15 protein-coding genes are annotated in these 19,541 nt (G+C 60.2%); 5 read left to right on the top strand and 10 right to left on the bottom strand.

Annotated features, from left to right (window positions below; translation table 11 throughout):
* Window positions 1–46: 46 nt before the first annotated feature.
* The 6 genes from ABTW00_RS17085 to ABTW00_RS17060 form a co-directional block, all read right to left on the bottom strand.
* Window positions 47–1,135 (bottom strand): ABC transporter permease, encoded by a 1,089-nt coding sequence (locus ABTW00_RS17085; protein ID WP_065355482.1) that lies wholly within the window; start codon window positions 1,133–1,135, stop codon window positions 47–49.
* Window position 1,136: 1 nt separating this feature from the next.
* Complete coding sequence (locus ABTW00_RS17080) at window positions 1,137–2,663, bottom strand: sugar ABC transporter ATP-binding protein (RefSeq protein ID WP_077248541.1); 1,527 nt, start codon at window positions 2,661–2,663, stop codon at window positions 1,137–1,139.
* Window positions 2,663–3,271 carry a DUF2291 family protein gene (locus ABTW00_RS17075; RefSeq protein WP_065355483.1) on the bottom strand — a complete coding sequence of 203 codons (609 nt, stop codon included), beginning with the start codon at window positions 3,269–3,271 and terminating at the stop codon, window positions 2,663–2,665. The genes ABTW00_RS17080 and ABTW00_RS17075 overlap by 1 nt, the downstream gene beginning before the upstream one ends.
* 11 nt (window positions 3,272–3,282) lie before the next feature.
* Window positions 3,283–4,224: a D-ribose ABC transporter substrate-binding protein gene (locus ABTW00_RS17070; RefSeq protein ID WP_347291754.1), complete on the bottom strand. Its 942-nt coding sequence runs from the start codon at window positions 4,222–4,224 to the stop codon at window positions 3,283–3,285.
* A gap of 117 nt (window positions 4,225–4,341) precedes the next feature.
* Window positions 4,342–4,989, bottom strand: a complete 648-nt coding sequence (entD, locus tag ABTW00_RS17065) for an enterobactin synthase subunit EntD (RefSeq protein WP_433636444.1) — start codon at window positions 4,987–4,989, stop codon at window positions 4,342–4,344.
* 48 nt (window positions 4,990–5,037) lie between these two features.
* The gene (locus tag ABTW00_RS17060; RefSeq protein ID WP_433636442.1) at window positions 5,038–7,296 is read right to left on the bottom strand and encodes a TonB-dependent siderophore receptor; all 2,259 of its coding nucleotides are present in this window, start codon (window positions 7,294–7,296) and stop codon (window positions 5,038–5,040) included.
* A gap of 195 nt (window positions 7,297–7,491) precedes the next feature.
* On the opposite strand from ABTW00_RS17060, the gene fes reads away from it, so the two are divergent.
* From fes to entF, 3 genes are read left to right on the top strand one after another with little or no spacing between them, the layout of a single operon-like run.
* A complete protein-coding gene (gene fes, locus ABTW00_RS17055) occupies window positions 7,492–8,697 on the top strand; it encodes an enterochelin esterase (RefSeq protein ID WP_433641067.1) in 1,206 nt (401 codons plus the stop codon).
* A gap of 15 nt (window positions 8,698–8,712) precedes the next feature.
* Window positions 8,713–8,931 carry an MbtH family protein gene (locus ABTW00_RS17050; protein ID WP_064548172.1) on the top strand — a complete coding sequence of 73 codons (219 nt, stop codon included), beginning with the start codon at window positions 8,713–8,715 and terminating at the stop codon, window positions 8,929–8,931.
* Window positions 8,928–12,791 carry an enterobactin non-ribosomal peptide synthetase EntF gene (gene entF / locus ABTW00_RS17045; RefSeq protein ID WP_433636440.1) on the top strand — a complete coding sequence of 1,288 codons (3,864 nt, stop codon included), beginning with the start codon at window positions 8,928–8,930 and terminating at the stop codon, window positions 12,789–12,791. The genes ABTW00_RS17050 and entF overlap by 4 nt, the downstream gene beginning before the upstream one ends.
* 130 nt (window positions 12,792–12,921) lie before the next feature.
* On the opposite strand, the gene fepC is transcribed toward entF, so the two are convergent.
* Genes fepC through fepD form a run of 3 tightly spaced genes read right to left on the bottom strand, consistent with a single transcriptional unit; the run spans window position 12,922 to window position 15,709 of the window.
* Entirely contained in the window at window positions 12,922–13,716 is a 795-nt protein-coding gene (gene fepC / locus ABTW00_RS17040; RefSeq protein WP_065355488.1) for an iron-enterobactin ABC transporter ATP-binding protein, read from the bottom strand.
* Window positions 13,713–14,705, bottom strand: coding sequence for an iron-enterobactin ABC transporter permease (gene fepG / locus ABTW00_RS17035; RefSeq protein ID WP_064548177.1), 993 nt, complete (start codon window positions 14,703–14,705; stop codon window positions 13,713–13,715). The genes fepC and fepG overlap by 4 nt, the downstream gene beginning before the upstream one ends.
* Window positions 14,702–15,709 carry a Fe(3+)-siderophore ABC transporter permease gene (fepD, locus tag ABTW00_RS17030; RefSeq protein WP_433636437.1) on the bottom strand — a complete coding sequence of 336 codons (1,008 nt, stop codon included), beginning with the start codon at window positions 15,707–15,709 and terminating at the stop codon, window positions 14,702–14,704. The genes fepG and fepD overlap by 4 nt, the downstream gene beginning before the upstream one ends.
* A 111-nt stretch (window positions 15,710–15,820) precedes the next feature.
* Here fepD and entS point away from each other — a divergent pair, with 111 nt between their 5' ends.
* On the top strand, window positions 15,821–17,059 hold the full coding sequence (gene entS / locus ABTW00_RS17025) for an enterobactin transporter EntS (protein WP_433636435.1): 1,239 nt from the start codon (window positions 15,821–15,823) through the stop codon (window positions 17,057–17,059).
* Window positions 17,060–17,159: 100 nt separating this feature from the next.
* On the opposite strand, the gene fepB is transcribed toward entS, so the two are convergent.
* Entirely contained in the window at window positions 17,160–18,119 is a 960-nt protein-coding gene (fepB, locus tag ABTW00_RS17020) for a Fe2+-enterobactin ABC transporter substrate-binding protein (RefSeq protein ID WP_433636433.1), read from the bottom strand.
* A 233-nt stretch (window positions 18,120–18,352) separates the two neighbouring features.
* On the opposite strand from fepB, the gene entC reads away from it, so the two are divergent.
* Window positions 18,353–19,534, top strand: coding sequence for an isochorismate synthase EntC (gene entC, locus ABTW00_RS17015; protein WP_433636431.1), 1,182 nt, complete (start codon window positions 18,353–18,355; stop codon window positions 19,532–19,534).
* The last annotated feature ends 7 nt before the right edge of the window (window positions 19,535–19,541 follow it).

Here is a 19,541-nt window from a genome sequence, read left to right as displayed (position 1 = left end):
AAAGACCGGCCCGACAAATTCCGACGGGCTTGATAAATTGTGGTGACTATTTGTTTTCCATCACCGCCTTCTGCGCCACCACCGCGGCCTTCTGCTGCATGCGGTTTTGCATCTGGTCGATAATCACCGCCACGATGATCACGATGCCTTTAATTACCATCTGCCAGAACTCGCTGACGCCCATCATCACCAGCCCGTCGGCAAGAAAACCGATCACAAACGCGCCGATAAGCGTACCGAGAATGGTGCCGCGTCCGCCGGCGAGCGAGGTGCCGCCGAGCACCACGGCGGCAATGGCGTTCATTTCAAAGGCGGTGCCGTTGGCCGGGTGGCTTGCCAGCAGCTGGGCGGAGACCACAATCCCGGCAATGGCCGCGCAGAAACCGGAGAGGGTATAGACCAGCACTTTTACCTGCTTGACCTTCACGCCGGAGAGTTCCGCCGCGCGCTCGTTATCGCCAATGGCGTAAACGTGGCGACCAAAAGGCAGGCGACGGGCGATATAGGCGATGATCAGCGCCAGCACAATCATCAGCCAGATAGCCCACGGAATACCGAGCAGTGAACCGGCGCCAATCTCGTCAAACCCGGTATTGCCCAACTGTGGATTGCCGGAAAGACCCGGGAAGGTTTGCCCATCCGAGGTGAGCATCGCCGCGCCGCGCAGCACGTACATGGTGCCGAGGGTGCAGATAAACGGCGCGACGTTATAGCGGGTGATAATCCAGCCGTTCACCGCACCGATTAGCGCGCCAATCACCAGCACAATCGGCACAATCAGCCAGACGCTGGGGAAGATAGCGATGCCGAACATCGGCAGTACGATACCTTTGGTAATTAGCCACCCGGCGATCATTCCGCACAGCCCGAGGGTGGCGCCGATGGAGAGGTCGATACCGGCGGTGATGATCACAAACGTGATGCCCAGCGCCAGGAACGCGTTGATGGCGATATGTTTAATCATAATCACCATGCTGCCCGCCGACAAAAAGCCCGGTACGGTAATGGTGAAAAAGCCGACGATCAGGAACAGCGCGATAAAGGTACGCAGCTTCAGCAGAAGCAGCAGAATGTTTTCACGGGACAGCGAAGCCCCGCCGCGCGGCGTTAACGCGACAGATTGAGTCGTTTTCATCTTAAAACCCCTGAGCACTTGCTGAAACCAACGCCGATTCCTCAGCCCGTTCGCGGACGATATCTGCCGTTAGCTTGCCGCCAGACATCACCAGAATACGGTCGGAAACCGCCATAATTTCTTTTAAATCGGACGTGGAGAAGACCACGGCGATCCCCTGCTGAGAAAGCTGCACCATCATGCGAAACACGTCGGCCTTCGCCCCGATATCGATGCCGCGCGTCGGTTCGTCGAGGAACAGCACCTTCGGGTTGGTTAACAACGAGCGGCCAATCACCACCTTTTGCTGGTTGCCGCCGCTGAGCGCCTGGATTTCCACCTCCGGCGACGACACCTTAATGGAGAGATTACCAATGGTGCTGGCCACCACCGCGTTTTCCTCACCGTTGGCGATGGTCAGCCCACGCCGAAGCCGCCGCCAGAGGCTGGCGATCGTCAGGTTATTGGCGACCGACGAGATGGGGAAAATACCGGTACGTTTACGATCTTCCGGCACCAGGCTCATCCCCATGCGGATGCGTTCGGCGGGCGTTAAGCGCTGCGGCACCGGCTTGCTGTCGAGCCACAGTTTGCCGAGGTAGTTGCGCTCCGTGCCGAGCATGCACTCAAACAGCTCGGTACGTCCCGCGCCCATCAGCCCGTAAATGCCGACAATTTCGCCCGCGTGAACCTTAAAGCTCACGTCGTTAACCACCGTGTTCCCGGCGGCGTTGACGCAGGTGATATTCTCCGCTTCCAGCAGCGGCGGCCCGAAGGTGCGTCCCGGTTCAAGGAAGTTGCTGACCGGATCGCTGCCGAGCATTTCGCGCACGATCCACGGCACGTCGATATCGGCTACCCGGGCCTCCGACTGGAACCTGCCGTCGCGCAAAATGGTGATCATATCGCCAATCGCCATCAGCTCTTCCAGACGGTGCGAGATATAGATAATCGACACGCCCTGGCGGGTCAGCTCGCGAATCACGCGAAACAGAATTTCCACCTCGGTTTTACTGAGCGCGGAGGTGGGTTCGTCGAGAATCAGGATATCGGCGTTTTCCGCCAGCGCTTTGGCTATCTCTACCAGCTGCTGCTGACCGACCTTCAGATTGCCTACCAGTTCGCGTGGCGAAATTGGCTGATCGAGACGCTGCAGTAGCTCGGCGGCGCGGCGCTCCTGCTCGGCTTCGTTAATCGGCGTAACGCCGTTTTGCAGCTCGCGGCCAAGAAAAATATTCTCCGCCACGTTCAGGTTTTCAAACAGGTTCAGCTCCTGATGCACCATGCCGATACCGTGTGCCGCGGCTTCACGGGTGCTGGAGAAATGGACCGGTTTACCGTTAAGCACCATTTCGCCACGACTTGGCTGCTGCACGCCGGCGAGAATTTTCATCAGCGTCGATTTGCCCGCGCCGTTCTCGCCAATAATCACATTAACCTTGCCGCGCCAGACGTTGTAATCCACGTTATCCAACGCGATGGTGCCGGGGAAGAGCATCGAAATACCGCGGGCGCGCAGGATGATGTCATCAGCAGAATGGTTGCTCATCACGGTGTCTCCTGTTTCAGTTCCAGCGCCGCCGCATCCTGCGCTTTGCCGTTAATTAAGGTGACGGCAAACAGAACCCCGACCGGCTTGCCGACCCAGTTGGCGTCGATCTTCGGCAGCTGTTTTATCGCTTCGCGGTTATAGGCGCGCGAAAGCTGGGCGAACTGGACCTGGTTGGTGAAGTCTTCAAACTTAAAGCCGGTTGCATCACGAATGGCGTTGCCGCGCATCACCGGCCCGACCTGAATGGTCAGCGGCTGGCCGTTCAGGCTGACCGTCAGTTTCTGTTCGCGCTCGTTGCTGACGTCAACGGCGGTCACGTCGCTGGTCAATTGAACAAACACGCTGTCCGGCGTACTCCCGGCCGCCTGACGACGGGCGTCCAGCGCGCCGGCATCCAGCGCATGCTGGTGAGCGGCATCCATGACTCGAGATTTCCAGGTTTGTTGCGCGATCTGCTGTGGCGTCAGGTTGTCGAAACTGGCTTTGGCATTCGGGTCGGCAGGCAGAATAGGCTTGCCGTTTTCGTCCAGATCCACCACCGTGCAGGCCGTCAGCAACAGGGCGGCGCAGCACGCGGCTGCGGCACCCCATTGTTTTAAGAACATAACGTCTCCGGTTACTCGCTGAGGTTGAACATGTTGAGTTTGCTGGCGTTAGCGTCGTCAATCAGGATGCAGTCCATCAGCTGCTTCTCCTCTTTCTGCGCTTTGCCGTTTTTCAGGTAGTAGTCCGCCTGCTCGACGGCCATCTGCGCCTGCTTCCAGCCGGGTTGCAGGACAGTGGCTTTAATATTGCCCTTATTGATGATTGAGTCGCGGGTGTAGTCGCTACCGTCGAAGCCGACCACAATCACGTCTTTTTTACCGGCCGCCTTCAGCGCCGCTTCCGCGCCCAGCGCCATGGTGTCGTTACCGGAGATGACGCCGACGATATCCGGGTTGGTTTGCAGAATGGCTTCCATACGGGTGAAGGCTTCGGTCTGGCTCCAGTTGGCGGTTTGCTGCGCCACCATTTTCATGTCGCTGTAATCGTCCAGCACGTCGTGGTAGCCCTGCGAGCGGACGCTGGCGTTGGTATCCGACTGACGGCCCAGCAGCTCGACGTACTTGCCTTTGCCGTTGAGCAGTTTGGCGAACTTCTCTGCGCCAAGCTGTGCGCCCTGATAGTTGTTGGAGACAATTTGCGCCACGGCAACGCCGGTTTTATTGATTTCGCGGTCAATCAGAAACGCCGGCACGCCGGCGGCTTTGGCTTTCTCCAGCGGCCCGACGGTGGCATCGGCCCCGGCGTTATCGAGGATAATCGCCTTGGCCTTACGGGCAATGGCGGTTTCGATAAGCTGGTTCTGCTTATTCACATCATCATCATGCGAGGCAATCAGCGTGGTATAGCCCAGCTCTTTGGCTTTTGCCGCCGCGCCGTCGGCTTCGGCTTTGAAGAACGGGTTGTCATGGGAAGGGGTAATAATGGCGATCAGCCCGTTATCGGCGGCAAACAGCGAACCGGATACGGCGATCGTTGAAGCGAGTAGGGCAGACTTCACAAAGTTAGCTTTCATCTTTTTCTCCACATTGAATATATATTCAATAATGATTTATTATTCAATTTAACGATAAAGCTGAGTTGTGGAACTGTCTACGTTTTACGCAGTTAATTTCTTAAAAGGAGAAAAGGATCACGCTTCGTTGAGCGGGAGAGAACTGGTGATGACGTGCGGGCCGTTGATTAACCCATTGATGGAAATCACGCTATTGGCAAGGGCGGGGGCGAAGCGAGCGGTAAAGCTCAGCCGTATTGTGCTGGCATCGAGCGACACAACCTGGGCGCTGTGAAATCCGGGCTGGCCGTTGGTCTGCGCAGAATAGGCTTTAAAGGCGCTCTCTTTGGCCGAGAATGCCAGCGTTAGCGCCAGCGGTAAGGGCAGCGTGCTGTGGCGCAGCACGGCAAGTTCCTCTTCGCTGGCAATGTGGCTCGCCAACTCACTGGCAAGCTGAGGCGAAAAAATGGCTTCAATATCAATGCCGACCGGCGTTCTGGCGACGATGGCGATGGCCGTGTGGCCGCAGTGGCTGATGCTGCCGTAAAGGCCGTCAGGCCAGATCGGCTGGCGGTTCTTGCCGATTCCCGGCACCGATTTTTCATCGAATGCGCGCAGCGCGTGCACGGCGGCAATCCGTCCGGCGAGGTGCTCGGTCTGGCGTTTTTTTCCCATGCGGGCAAGCTCGGCGTGATGGGGCAGCCACAGTAAATCACCCGGGGTGAAAGTGTCGGGCGCAAAATCGATACGCTGTATCGTGTGGAGGGTGCTGTGATGGGTGCGCATATGGCTCCTGAAGAACCCTCTCCCGTGTGGCAGAGGGGACCCATTTTATCAGAAGTGGGTGTTGATGCTCATATACCAGGTACGGCCCGGTTCGTTATAGGTGTACGCCCCTGCGCCCGCCATGTAGTCGCCCGTGCGGTTGTTGCTCACGGTTTGCGCGTTGCCTTCACGCCACAGTCGCTTGTCAAAGACGTTATCCACGCCGCCGGTCAGGCTGACATTTTTGGTCACGTCCCAGGTTGCGCTCAGGCCGACGATGCTGTACGGGCTGACTTCATTGGCAGAAGAGCCGCTTACCGGTTCACCCTGGTAATCGTATTTCTTCGGCTGCTGTTTACCGTACCAGGTCAGCGTGGTTTGCAGCGACAGATCCTGACGCGCCTGCCAGCTCAGCGTGGAATTGAGGGTATATTCCGGGATAATCGACAGCCGTTCGCCGGTCTCTTTATTCTTGCTCTGCAACATGTAGGTAATGTTGTTGGTCCAGTTCACTGTCTCGCTTACCGGAACGTTCAACGTACCTTCCAGGCCTTCAACGACCGCTTTCGGGATGTTTTCCCACTGATAAACGTCGGTTTTGCCGTTATTGATACGGGTCAGAGGAACGGTACCCGCTTCAATTTTGTTTCGATAGTCATTGCGGAACCACGTGATGCCAGCCAGCCAGCCTTCACGCTTGAATTCCAGACCAATCTCTTTATTGATGCTGGTTTCCGCTTTCAGGTCGTCGTTGCCCAGCAGGTAGCAGCCGATGCCGCTGGCGGCACCAGTGGCGTAACAACCCTGGCCTTTACTGTACAGAATGTAGTTTGGGTTAGTCTGATACAGGCTCGGCGCTTTGTAAGCGCGCGCGATACCCATTTTCAGGGTGAAGTCGTCGCCTAATCCTTGAGACAAGTTCAGCGACGGACTCCAGTTATTGCCGACGATGGTGTGGTGATCGAAACGCAATGCCGGTGTCAGCATGGTGGTATCGGTCACTTCCATATTGTTTTCAGCAAACAGCGAGAAAATCTCCGCCTGGGAATACGGGCTGCGGGCATCGGTGCTATAGCCCGGAATATTACCGCCAAGGAAGGTCTGCGTATTCGAGCTGGAGTCCTTCATACGCTGCTGGTTCCACTCGGTGCCGAGGGTCAGATTCTGATTAACCCACAGATCGAAGGGAATGCTAATTTCACTGTGCAGGGTCACGTCAGCCAGATCGGTATCACTGAACTGGTCGCTATTGAACAGGCCTTCCAGACCGCCTGCCAACCCTTCGCCCAGACGTGAGTTACGGGTATGCTCGTACTGTGCCCAGTTGCTGGTGGTGATACCGTTATCCCAGCCGCCGTTCCAGGTCAGCGCATAGTTCTGGCGGTACATACGGTTGGTTTCTTTACCGTAATATTTTTTCACCAGACCGGCGCCTGCATTATCGTTGTTGGTGTTCTGGGTATCACCCGCGTAGAGGTTGCCCTGACGGCTATAGCCAGCTTCAAACTCCAACGACTGCATTGGCGCGAAGTCCCAGCGCAGTTGGCCGTTGATATCTTTGTTTTTGACGCCTTCGCGGCCGGCCGGCATGGTGTCAGCGTAGTCGCCAGTACGGGTCGACTGATGCCCGTTGTTAATATCCCAGGCATCCGCCTGCGTCTTATCCAGGTTACCGTACAGGCGGAAGCTAAAATCTCCGCCCAGCGGGCCGTTGAGGCTAAAGTTGGTGCGCTTGGTGGAGCCTTCTTCTTTGTGCTCCGGCGCGTTGAAGTAGGTGTTCCAGGAGCCATGCCACTCATCACCGCCCTTTTTGGTGATGATATTGACCACACCGCCGGCTGCGCCGTTACCGTAACGGGCTGCCGCAGGGCCACGCAGGACTTCAATGCGTTCAATCATTTCCGGCGGTACCCAGCCGGTATCGCCACGGGTATCACGCTCGCCGCGCCAGCCCTGACGAACCGAGTTACGGCTGGTAACCGGCTTGCCGTCGATCAGAATCAGGGTGTTTTCCGGGCCCATCCCGCGAATGTCGATCTGGCGGTTGTTGCCGCGCTGGCCGCTGGTGGAGTTACCGGTCAGGTTCACGCCCGGCATGGTACGGATGATTTCAGAAACATCGCGCGCCGGTGGGCGTTTGCGGATTTCATCGGCGGTGATGGTGGAAACGCCCGGCGCCTGCAGGTTCTGCTCGGCGGCGGTCACCACCATGGTTTCACCGTTGACGTCGTTTTTGCTGCTGTCTGTTTCAGCGGCGAAGGCCGGAGCGGCCATGCCATAGATACCCAAATTGACCAGGAAGGTCAGGGATTTGATTTTATTATTCATTTTGTATCCTGCTTTTCGTCGCCGGGGGCTCGTACAGCTCCGTCCCAAAGGGCAAGCTCCGGCATGGTTATATGCGTAAAGCATGTGAAAGTTGCGCGCCAATACGCTATTGCAAATGCAAATAGTTATCAATAATATTATCAATAAATTTTAGCGTGTAACAATAAATTCCACAATAAAAATGGGGTTAACGTGGTGGGGAAGTTAGCGACAGGAAGTGATGCCTGGTGGGCGACGATAAAAGAGCCACAGTATCAATGTGTTAACGGTCAATGTCGGGTAACGTTCTGGTGGCGCGATCCGGCGGGAAGCGAAGCCACTTCGCCGATTCGGCGGGTATGGATTTACATTACCGGCGTCACCGATCACCACCACAACTCGGTGCCACAAACGCTGCAACGTATTGCCCACACCGATGCGTGGTGCTGGACAACCACGCTGCCATCGACCTGGCGCGGCAGCTACTGCTTCGCGCCGTCCGCGCGTGAAGATGATTTTCCCCCGGATATTTTCACCGCGGCCGAACCCGATCGCATGCGGCTGCGCGAAGGCTGGCGTAAGCTGTTGCCGCAGGCGATTGCTGACCCGCTGAATCCGCAGAGCTGGAAGGGCGGGCGCGGTCATGCGGTGTCGGCACTGGAGATGCCGCAGGCGCCGGAGCAACCCGGCTGGTCAACGCCCGCCGCGCGCTGGAACCCGCCGCAGTGCATCACCTGGCACAGCGAACGGCTGGGTAACCAGCGCCGGGCATGGATTTTTTCCACCGGCGATGCAGGCGATGAAGAGCGTCCGCTGGCGGTGCTGCTCGACGGCCAGTTCTGGGCGGAAAGCATGCCGGTATGGCCTGCGCTGACCGCGTTAACTGACGAGGGCAAACTGCCTCCGGCGGTGTACCTGCTAATTGATGTCATCGACAACGTCCATCGCAGCGTCGAGCTGCCGTGTAACCCCGACTTCTGGCTGGCGGTACAGCAGGAGCTGTTACCGCAGGTGCAGGCGATTGCGCCATTCAGCGAACGTGCCGACCGCACCGTGGTGGCCGGTCAGAGTTTCGGCGGCCTGTCGGCGCTGTATGCAGCCTTACGCTGGCCGGCGCGATTTGGCTGCGTGCTAAGCCAGTCCGGTTCTTACTGGTGGCCGCACCGTGGAGGACACCAGAGCGGTCTTCTCCTTGAACAGCTTCAACGCGGCGAAGTTCAGCCTCAGGGGTTACGCATCGTGCTCGAAGCCGGTGTTCGTGAACCGCTTATTTTTCGCGCCAATCAGGCGCTTTTTGCCCAATTACAGCACACGCAGCTGCCGATTTTCTGGCGTCAGGTTGACGGCGGACATGATGCGCTTTGCTGGCGCGGCGGCCTGACCGCCGGGCTGATGACCCTGTGGGGCGGCGAGCGCGATTAAAGACAGGAGTTTGGTATGCAAGTCAGTAACCCCTTCGATGTGGCGCAAGGGCAGTTTTACCTTCTGCAAAACCCGCAGCGACAGTTCAGCCTCTGGCCCCAGCAGTGCACGCTACCCGCGGGCTGGACGGTGGTCTGCCAACCTCAGCCGCTTGAGGCGTGCAACGCCTGGTTAAGTGCGCACTGGACCACGCTAACCCCCGACCACTTCACCGCCTCCGGAGGTCGCTCATGAGCCCGCGTTTACCGTTGATTGCCGCTCAGCCGGGTATCTGGATGGCGGAGGCACTCTCGACGCTGCCGAACGCCTGGAGCGTGGCACATTACGTTGAATTACAAGGTGAAATCGATGGCGATCTGCTGGCGCGGGCGATTGCCGCCGGCATGATGCAGGCCGATACGCTGCGCCTGCGCTTTAGCGAAGACAATGGTGAAGTGTGGCAGCGGGTTGACGACAGCCTGGTTATTGCTGAACCGCCGATAGACGATTTACGCGCGTTTGACGATCCGCAGCAGGAGGCGCTGGCGCGGATGCAGGCCGATCTGGCGCAAAACAGCCGCGTCGACAGCGCTAATCCGCTGTTTTGCCACCGCCTTTACCGGGTTGGAGACAACCATTGGTTCTGGTATCAGCGCTATCACCATCTGCTGGTCGACGGTTTCAGCTTCCCGGCCATTACCCGTCAGATAAGCCTCATTTACCAGGCCTGGCAGCGCGGCGACGCGCCGCCCGAACCAGCGTTCACACCGTTTGCGGAAGTGGTGGAGGAATATCAGCGCTATCGCGAGAGCGACGCGTACTTGCGCGATAAAACCTTCTGGGCCGAGCAGCGAAAAGCGCTGCCGTCTCCTGCTTCCCTCTCACCCGCGCCGCTGCCGGGGCGGGCGCAAAGCAGCGCCATCTGGCGATTAAAGCTGACCACCGATCGCCGGGCGTTTAGCCGCCTGAGCGCGGCAGCGCCAAACTGTCAGCCTGCCGATCTGGCGCTGGCGTTAACGGCGCTGTGGTTGGGACGCCTGTGCGGGCGCAGTGAATATGCCGCAGGGTTTATTTTTATGCGCCGCCTGGGTTCCGCGGCGTTGACCGCCACCGGCCCGGTGCTGAACGTGCTGCCGCTGGCGGTCATCCTCAACGGCCAGGAGACGCTGGCCGAGCTGGCGACACGCCTCTCAGCACAGCTGAAAAAAATGCGTCGCCACCAGCGCTACGACGCCGAGCAGATTGTCCGTGATGCGGGTAAAGCCGCTGGTGATGAAGCGCTGTTCGGCCCGGTTTTTAACGTCAAAATGTTCGATTATCGTCTGGCTTTCGACGACGTGACGGCCATCACCCATACGCTGGCGACCGGGCCGGTGAACGATCTGGAGCTGGCGCTGTTCCCGGATGAAGAGGGCGGCCTGACGCTGGAAGTCCTGGCGAATCAACAACGTTATGATAAAGCGACGTTGCAGCAACATATCGCGCGTTTAACCGCATTATTGCAGCAGTTTGCTGATAATTCCGCCTTGACCTGTGCCGATGCCGAGCTGCTTTCCGACGATGAATATCATCGTCTGGCGCAGATTAACGCTACGGGCAAAACGCTGTCGCGTGAAACGTTGAGTTCACTGGTTGTCGCTCAGGCGGCAAAAACGCCGGATGCCGTGGCGCTGGTTGACGCCCATTACCGCTTCACCTACCGCGAAATGCGCCAGCAGGTGGTGGCGCTGGCAAACGTGCTGCGTCAGCGCGGCGTGAAGCCCGGCGACAGTGTGGCCGTGGCGCTACCGCGTTCCGTCTTCCTGACGCTGGCGTTGCACGCCATCGTCGAGGCCGGTGCCGCCTGGCTGCCGCTGGACACCGGTTATCCCGACGACCGCCTGCAGATGATGCTGGAAGACGCGCGGCCATCGCTGCTGATTACCGCCGACGATCAGTTACACCGTTTCCCGAACATCGCCAGCCTGTGCCTGAACGCGCCGCTGGAGACGAGCGATGACCAGCCGTTAGCGCTGGCGACGCCGGAACAGACCGCTTATATCATCTTTACTTCCGGCTCGACCGGCCGCCCGAAAGGGGTCATGGTTGGCCATGAGGCGATCGTTAACCGCCTGCTGTGGATGCAAAACCACTATCCGCTGACCGCTGCTGACGTGGTGGCGCAGAAAACGCCGTGCAGTTTTGACGTCTCGGTGTGGGAGTTCTGGTGGCCGTTTATCGCCGGTGCGAGCCTGGTGATGGCCGAGCCGGAGGCGCATCGTGACCCGCTGGCGATGCAGCGTTTCTTTGCGCAATATGGCGTCACCACTACCCACTTTGTGCCGTCGATGTTGGCGGCGTTTGTCGCCTCGCTGACGCCGGAAACGGCAGCCACCTGTCGCTCGCTACAGCGGGTATTCTGCAGCGGTGAAGCGCTGCCGACCTCGCTGTGCCGGGAATGGGAAGTGCTCACTCACGTGCCGCTGCATAACCTTTATGGGCCGACGGAAGCTGCGGTGGACGTGAGCTGGTACCCTGCCTATGGTGAAGCGCTCGCGGCGGTAACCGGCAACAGCGTGCCGATTGGTTTCCCGGTGTGGAATACCGGGCTGCGCATCCTCGATGCCATGATGCGTCCGGTACCGTTTGGCGTCGCAGGCGATCTCTATCTCACCGGCATTCAGCTAGCGCAGGGCTATCTGGGGCGTCCCGACCTGACCGCGAGTCGCTTTATCGCTGACCCGTTTGCCCCTGGCGAGCGGATGTATCGCACCGGGGACGTGGCGCGTTGGCTGGATAACGGTGCGGTGGAGTATTTAGGCCGCAGCGACGATCAGCTGAAAATTCGCGGCCAGCGCATTGAGCTGGGAGAAATCGATCGGGTGATGCAGACGCTAGAAGACGTGGAGCAAGCGGTCACTCACGCCTGCGTCATTAACCAGGCCGCTGCTACCGGCGGCGATGCGCGTCAACTGGTAGGCTATGTGGTCTCGACTTCTGGCCTGCCGCTGGATACCGATGCGCTGCTGGCACAACTGCGCGATCGTCTGCCGCCGCATATGGTGCCGGTGGTGTTGCTGCAGCTTAGCGCGCTGCCGTTGAGCGCCAACGGTAAACTGGATCGCAAGGCGCTGCCGCTGCCGTCTCTGACGCAGAAAAACGCCGGGCGTGCGCCGCAGTCGGCGACAGAGACGCAGGTGGCCGAGGCGTTCAGCCAGCTGTTGGGCTGCGAAATTCTGGATATCGACGCCGATTTCTTCGCCCTCGGCGGACACTCGCTGTTGGCGATGCGCCTGGCGGCAATGCTCAGCCAGCGTACCGGACGTCAGGTGACGCCGGGGCAGGTGATGGTCTCCTCGACGGTGGGCAAACTGAGCGCGTTGCTGGAGAGCGATGATGAGGAGCAGGCTCTGCGTCTGGGCCATGAGCCGCTGCTGCCGCTGCGCACTGGCGACGGGCCGACACTGTACTGCTTCCATCCCGCCTCGGGCTTCGCCTGGCAGTTCAGCGTGCTGTCGCGCTATCTGTCGCCGCGCTGGTCAATCACCGGCATTCAGTCGCCGCGCCCGGAAGGGCCAATGCAAACGGCGCAGACGCTGGACGAAGTCTGCGAGCAGCATCTGGCCACGCTTTTGGCGCAGCAGCCACACGGGCCGTACTATTTGCTGGGCTATTCCCTCGGCGGCACGCTGGCGCAGGGCATCGCCGCCCGGTTACGCCAGCGTGGAGAAACGGTAGCGTTCCTCGGCCTGCTGGATACCTGGCCGCCGGAGACACAAAACTGGGCGGAAAAAGAGGCTAACGGGCTCGACCCGGCTGTATTAGCGGAGATAAACCGCGAACGTGAAGCGTTCCTCGCCGCGCAGCAGGGGCAAGGGTCCAGCGCGCTGTTCAGCGCGATTGAAGGCAACTATGCCGATGCGGTACGGCTGCTGACCACCGCGCACAGCGCCACGTTCGACGGTAAAGCAACGCTGTTCGTGGCGGAGAAAACCCGCCAGGCGGACCCGCAGACAGCGTGGGGGCCGTGGGTGGGCGAACTGGAGGTTTATCGCCAGGACTGCGCGCACGTGGATATCATCACGCCAGCGGCGTTTGAGCATATTGGGCCGGTGATTCGGGAGATATTGGGGTAGGAAAACAGCGTTGATTATCCTGTAGGTCGGATAAGGCGTAGCCGCCATCCGGCACCATGCGCCGGTCAGCCGGATGACGCTTTGCTTATCCGGCTTACACGGTTACATAGGATGGGGAGCCCGGTGATAATCATCGCCGTCCCAGCGGCACCACCAGCGGCGTATGGGCCACCGGATCGTCGATGATCATGCAGCGCAGCCCGTACACCGCTTCAATCAATTCCGCCGTCACAATTTCTTGCGGCGCGCCTTCGGCGACAATTTTTCCCTCGCGCAGCGCAATCAGGTGCGTGGCGTAGCGGCAGGCCTGGTTTAAATCATGCAGCACGGCAGCGAGCGTAAAACCGCGCTCGCGGTTTAGCTCGCTTAGCAGTTCCAGCAGATCGATCTGATGGCTGATATCCAGCCAGGTTGTCGGTTCGTCGAGGAGCATGATCGCGGTATCCTGCGCCAGCACCATCGCAATCCACGCACGCTGACGCTGGCCGCCGGAGAGGGTGTCCACGCTCTGATTTGCCAGTTCAACGATCCCGGTCGCCTGCATCGCGCGCTGTACGGCATCCTCATCTTCCTGCCGCCAGCGGGTAAATAGCGGCTGGTGCGGATAGCGCCCACGCGCCACCAGTTCCTGTACTGAAATATCGCTGGGCGTGGTGGCGTTTTGCGCCAGCAGACCAATACGTCGCGCCACCTCTTTACTGGCATAGCGCTGGATCTCTTCGCCGTCGAGATAGACGTGACCGTGAGTCGGCGTCATCAGGCGGCTGAGCGTACGCAGCAGCGTCGATTTACCGCAGCCGTTAGGGCCGATAATGGCGGTAAAATGACCGTCCGGAATGGTGACGTTCAGCGACTCGGCGATAGTCTTTTTGCCGTAGGCGAGGGTTAACGCCTCGCCGCGCAAGCGGGCGACGGTATCGGTCATTTTTTACGAGACTCCTGAATAAGCAGCACGATGAGATAGATACCGCCAAGACTGACGGTCACCACCCCCACCTGAAGCTGGTAAGGCAAGAACAACTGCTGCGCGCAGAAATCGGCGGCGGTGAGCAGCAGCGCCCCGCAGAGTGCGGCCTGGGTCAGCCCCCAGCGTACGGTGCCGCTCAGGCGGCGGGCGATATGTGGGGCGACCAGCGCAATAAAGGAAATCGGCCCGGCCAGCGCGGTGGCGGCGGCGGTGAGCACCACGGCAACCAGCATCAGCAGCAGACGAGAATATTCGACACGCACCCCCAACGCGCAGGCGCTGTCATCGCCCATCTCCAGCAGACGCAGGCGGCGCACCAGCAGCGCCGAACAGGCCAGCGCGACGATCATCAGCGGTGCGGCGGGCCAGATTTTGGCCCAGGTCAGGCCGTTGAGCGACCCGGCAAACCATAGCCCGGCAGAGACGGCGGTTTCCAGCGAGGCGCGCAGCAGCAGCCAGGTGTTGAAGGCCATCAGCATCGCGCGGATGCCGATGCCGATAATAATCAGGCGGAAGGTTTCGATACCATTGCGCCACGCCAGCGCCCACACCAGCAGTGAGGTGGCAATGCCGCCCGCCATCGCAGCGAGGGTAATAGTGGTCAGGTTCTGGCCGAAGAAGACCAGCGCCACCAGCACGCCGCTCCATGCTCCGGTGTTAAAGCCCATCACGTCCGGGCTACCCAGCGGGTTGCGCATCAACGACTGAAAAATCGCGCCGCTGACGCCCAGCGCGGCGCCAATCAACAGCGCCATCAGCACGCGCGGCAGACGCCATTCCGTCACCACCATGGTGACGGCACGCGGCGCGTCGCCGAACAGCGCGCTGAAGACCTGGGAAAATTCCAGCGTCACCGCGCCGCTGCGTAGGCTCAGAAGCGTTAACAGTAAACAGCCAATAACCAACAGCAGGCAGCTGGCGAGCAGACGACGGGAAGGGGCGTTCATCGGCCACCTCCGGAGGATTTACGGCGGACGAGGAAAATCAGCACCGGCGCGCCAATAAAGGCGCTGACCACCGAGACGCGCAGTTCGCCGGGAACCAGCAGGCGGCCCGCAATATCGGCGAACAGCAGCAGCGAGGGGGTCGCCAGCAGGGTAACCGGCAGCGACCAGCGGTGATCCGAACCCACCAGCCAGCGGGCGATGTGCGGCATCATCAGGCCGATAAAGGCGATAGGGCCGACCACCGAGGTCGCGCTGGCGCACAGGATGGTAATCACCAGCAGCCCCAGAATTTGTGTGCGCGCCACTTTACTGCCGAGCGCGGTGGCGGTATCGGTGCCAAGGCTCAAACTGTTGAGCGAGCGGCTCATCATCAGCGACACCGCGCCGGCAATCAGCACCGGAATCAGCACCGTTTTGAGCGTTTGCAGCGTACGGATATCCAGTGAACCGGCCTGCCAGAAGCGCAGCTGATCGTAGACGTCCTGGTTGAGCAGGGCGATACCGCTGGAGAACCCTTCCAGCACGGCAGCCAGCGCAACGCCCGCCAGCGTTAAGCGCACCGGGCTGAGCTGGCCTCCGCCCTGGCTGCCGGTGAACGCCACGATCAGTGACGCCAGCAGCGCGCCGCAAAAGGCCATCACCAGCTGTTCCTGTGGTGAGGTAATTCCCAACAGCGCCGCGCCCAGCACGATGGCAAAGCTGGCGCCGGCGTTAACGCCAAGAATTCCCGGATCGGCAAGCGGGTTACGGGTGAGGGTTTGCATGAGCGCACCGGCAAGGCCCAGCGCGCCACCGGCCAGCAGGCCGGCGAGGGTGCGCGGCAGACGGGCATCGAGGACGATAGTGCAATCGGCGCTATGGCAGGTACCGCTCAGCGCATCGACGACAACGGAAACCGGCAGCGGCGTCGCGCCGATCAACAAGCTTAGCGTCGCGGCGAGGAACAGCAGCAATAGCAGACCGGGCAGCGCAACGGCGCGCAACGCGGCGGTGGAAAACGACATAGCAACATCCCTGATTTGATAATGATAGTGATTATCGTTATCTATCTTATTCGTTTATGTTAGCATGAGCGACCTCGAAAAGGGTACGAAAAAAAAGCTCAAGGTCTTGTAATGAACCGACAATCCTGGCTGCTGAATCTGAGCCTGCTAAAAACACATCCGGCCTTCCGCGCCGTCTTTATTGCCCGTTTTATCTCCATTTTGTCGCTTGGCCTGCTTGGGGTCGCCGTTCCGGTGCAAATCCAGATGATAACCCACTCTACCTGGCAGGTAGGGCTGTCGGTGACGCTCACCGGCGGGGCGATGTTCGTCGGGCTGATGGTGGGGGGCGTGCTGGCCGACCGTTATGAGCGCCGCAAACTGATTTTGCTGGCGCGCGGCACCTGCGGCGTTGGTTTTATCGGCCTGTGGCTAAACGCGCTGCTGCCGGAGCCGTCGCTGCTGGCTATCTATCTGCTCGGGCTGTGGGACGGTTTCTTCGCCTCGATCGGCGTCACGGCGCTGCTGGCGGCGACGCCGGCGCTGGTGGGGCGCGAAAACCTGATGCAGGCCGGGGCGATCACCATGCTGACGGTGCGCCTGGGATCGGTGATTTCACCGATGGTTGGCGGCCTGTTGCTGGCTTCCGGCGGCGTGTCGTGGAACTACCTGTTGGCGGCGCTGGGCACCTTTATTACCACCCTGACGCTGCTGCGTTTACCGTCGTTGCCACCGCCGCCGCAGCCGCGCGAACACCCGCTGTCGTCGCTGGCGGCGGGATTTCGCTTCCTGCTCGCGAGCCCGCTGATTGGCGGTATCGCGCTGCTGGGCGGGTTGCTCACCATGGCGAGCGCGGTACGTGTGCTTTATCCGGCGCTTGCCCTGGGCTGGCAGATGTCGGCTGCGCAGATTGGCTTGTTGTACGCGGCGATCCCGCTGGGGGCGGCCTTCGGCGCGTTAACCAGCGGCAGGCTGGCGCATAACGAGCGACCCGGCTGGATCATGCTGCTGGCGACCGTCGGCGCATTTATCGCTATTGGCCTGTTTGCCATGATGCCGTACTGGGCATTGGGTTTCGTCTGCCTGGCGCTGTTCGGCTGGCTGAGCGCGGTGAGCTCGCTGCTGCAATACACCCTGATTCAGACCCAGACGCCGGAGGCGATGCTGGGGCGGGTTAACGGGCTGTGGACCGCGCAGAATGTCACCGGCGATGCGATTGGCGCGGCGCTGCTCGGCGGCTTGGGCGCGGTGCTGACGCCGGTGGCGTCGGCAAGCGTAAGCGGCTGGGGGCTGGCGATCGTTGGCGTGATATTGCTGTTGGTGCTGGGCGAGCTGCGGCGTTTTCGCCGTGAACTCCCGGAGTCGACATAAACGTCGAGTCTTGAGGCCGGATGGCGCTAACGCTTATCCGGCCGACGGCTGTGCACATTTGTAGGCCGGATAAGGCGAAGCCGCCATCCGGCGTTGGGCGCTAGCCAAATAAGGCCGCCAGACGCGCTAATACCCGCGTCGCGCTGTAGTAATCAAGGCGGAACGTCTCGCTGCCCAGCGCATACACACGCTTATTTTTAACCGCCGGAAGATGCGCTAGCAGCGGGTTAGCGTAAATCGCGTCGGCGTCTTTCTCGTCGCCAGCGAACAGGAACAGGCTTTCGCCGTTGAGGCCGGAAGCCAGGCTCTCACCACCAAGCTGAATAATGTCGTGGCGTTTGCCCTGGCTCTGGCTGGCATGCAGTCCCGGCGGCAACGTCGCGAGGGTAAAGCCAAGCTGCTGCAAGAACTGCCCCTGCGCCGATTCGCTGGTCCACAGGTTAGCACTGTGGGCCGCGGCGGTGTACACCAGCGCGCTGACCGGTTGCGGCGGCAGTTTAATTTGCTGCTTCACCGTCGCCAGCTGTTTATCAAATTCGGCAATACGCGCCGCCGCCTGCTGCTCGTTGCCGGTAATCCCGCCCAGTTGGGTCAGCAGCGCCTGCCAGCTTTTGTCGTCGTAGTTGATGACAAGCGTGGGGGCGATGGTGGAGAGCTGATCGTACAGCGCCAGCGCCGAATCGCCGCCGGTGGCGCTAATCAGAATCAGGTCCGGCATCTGCGCGGCCACCGCTTCGGCGCTGGGTTCACCGATATACAGGCGGGTCACCTTACGGGCTTTGGCGACGTCGCCCCATTGGCGCAGGAAGCCCTGAGCATCGGCTACCCGGTTATTGGGCGTAGTGGCGCCGCTGGCGATCACCGGCGCGTCAATGGCCAGCAGCGAGCCGGTGAGGGTGACGCTGGTGGATACAATACGCATGGGCTTTTGTTCCAGCGTGTGTACGCCATGGCTGTCGGTAATCTGGCGCGGCCAGTCGGCGGCCTGCGCTGAGGAGAATCCTAAAACGCTGAAGCCAGCGATCAGCGCGGCGGTACGCCATAAAGCGGAGAGTTTCACAGAAATGCATCCCGGTTGCAGTTGGTTAATGCTTCTCATTTTCAACTATTGTCCACCCCGGATGCAAGCCCGGCGCTGAGCTGTTGAAAGCGCCATATCGGGGTGGCGACATCGTTATTCAGCACAAGATGCTGCGTTGCGCTGTTGACATATGAAGCGTTTACTTTTAGGTTACCAAACCAAAATATAAATGATAATTATTCGTAATATCTTTATCGTTTTTGGAGAATGATATGGAAACGTCACTGGCTGCGGATGAACAAGAACAGCAGCATCGGGCCACGCTCTCAGCCGACCGCTTTTTCTTTATGTCGCCGTTCCGCAGTTTTACGACATCGGGTTGCTTCCAGCGCTTTACCTGCCCCGCAGAAGGGGGCGATGCGCCCGATAGCGCTTTTCAGCAAGGTTTAGCCTCGGCGTTCGCCGCAGCCAAAGCCGCCGGGATCGCCAATCCGGTGATGGTGGGGGCGATTCCGTTTGATACCCGCCAGCCGTCTGCTTTGTTCATTCCTGAGCGCAGTGAACCCTTCTCGCGCACCGCAAAACAGCACACCTCGCGCTATCACGCGTCTCGCGAACCGATGGCCGTGACCACGCGTCAGGAAATTCCGCAACATCCCGTTTTCCTTGATATGGTTGCCCGCGCGGCGGCGCTGACGGCGACACCGCAGGTCGATAAAGTGGTGCTTTCCCGCCTGATTGATATTACCGCCGCGCAGTCGCTGGACAGCGGCGCGCTGCTGGAACGCCTGGTTGCGCAAAACCCGGCAAGCTTCAACTTCCATGTCCCGCTGCCGGACGGTGGAGTGCTGCTGGGGGCGAGCCCGGAACTGTTGCTGCGTAAAGAGGGCGATCGTTTCAGTTCGCTGCCGCTGGCGGGTTCGGCGCGTCGTCAGCCGGATGAGCTGCTGGATCGTGAAGCGGGTAACCGTCTGCTGGCATCGGAAAAAGACCGCCATGAACACGATTTGGTGACCCAGTCGATGCAACGTACGCTGGCGCCGCGCAGCCTGCAACTGACGCTACCGCAGACGCCGCAGCTGATTACCACGCCGACGCTGTGGCATCTGGCTACGCCAATTGAAGGGCAGGCGAAAGCGGCGGAAAACGCCCTGACGCTGGCTTGCCTGCTGCACCCTACGCCTGCGCTGAGCGGCTTCCCGCATCAGGTGGCGAAACAGGTGATTGCCGAACTGGAACCGTTTGACCGCGATCTGTTTGGCGGCATTGTGGGCTGGTGTGATGCCGAAGGAAACGGCGAGTGGGTGGTGACGATTCGCTGCGCGCGGGTGAAGGCCAACCGCGTGCGCCTGTTTGCCGGGGCGGGCATCGTGCCCGCCTCATCGCCGGAGTCCGAATGGCGCGAAACCGGCGTCAAACTCTCGACCATGCTGAACGTGTTCGGCCTGCATTAAGGAATCA

Source organism: Kluyvera georgiana (assembly GCF_050990895.1).
Classification (GTDB): domain Bacteria; phylum Pseudomonadota; class Gammaproteobacteria; order Enterobacterales; family Enterobacteriaceae; genus Kluyvera; species Kluyvera georgiana.
The sequence above is the reverse complement of the archived record's forward strand: the minus strand, read 5'-3'. Positions and strand labels throughout refer to the sequence as shown.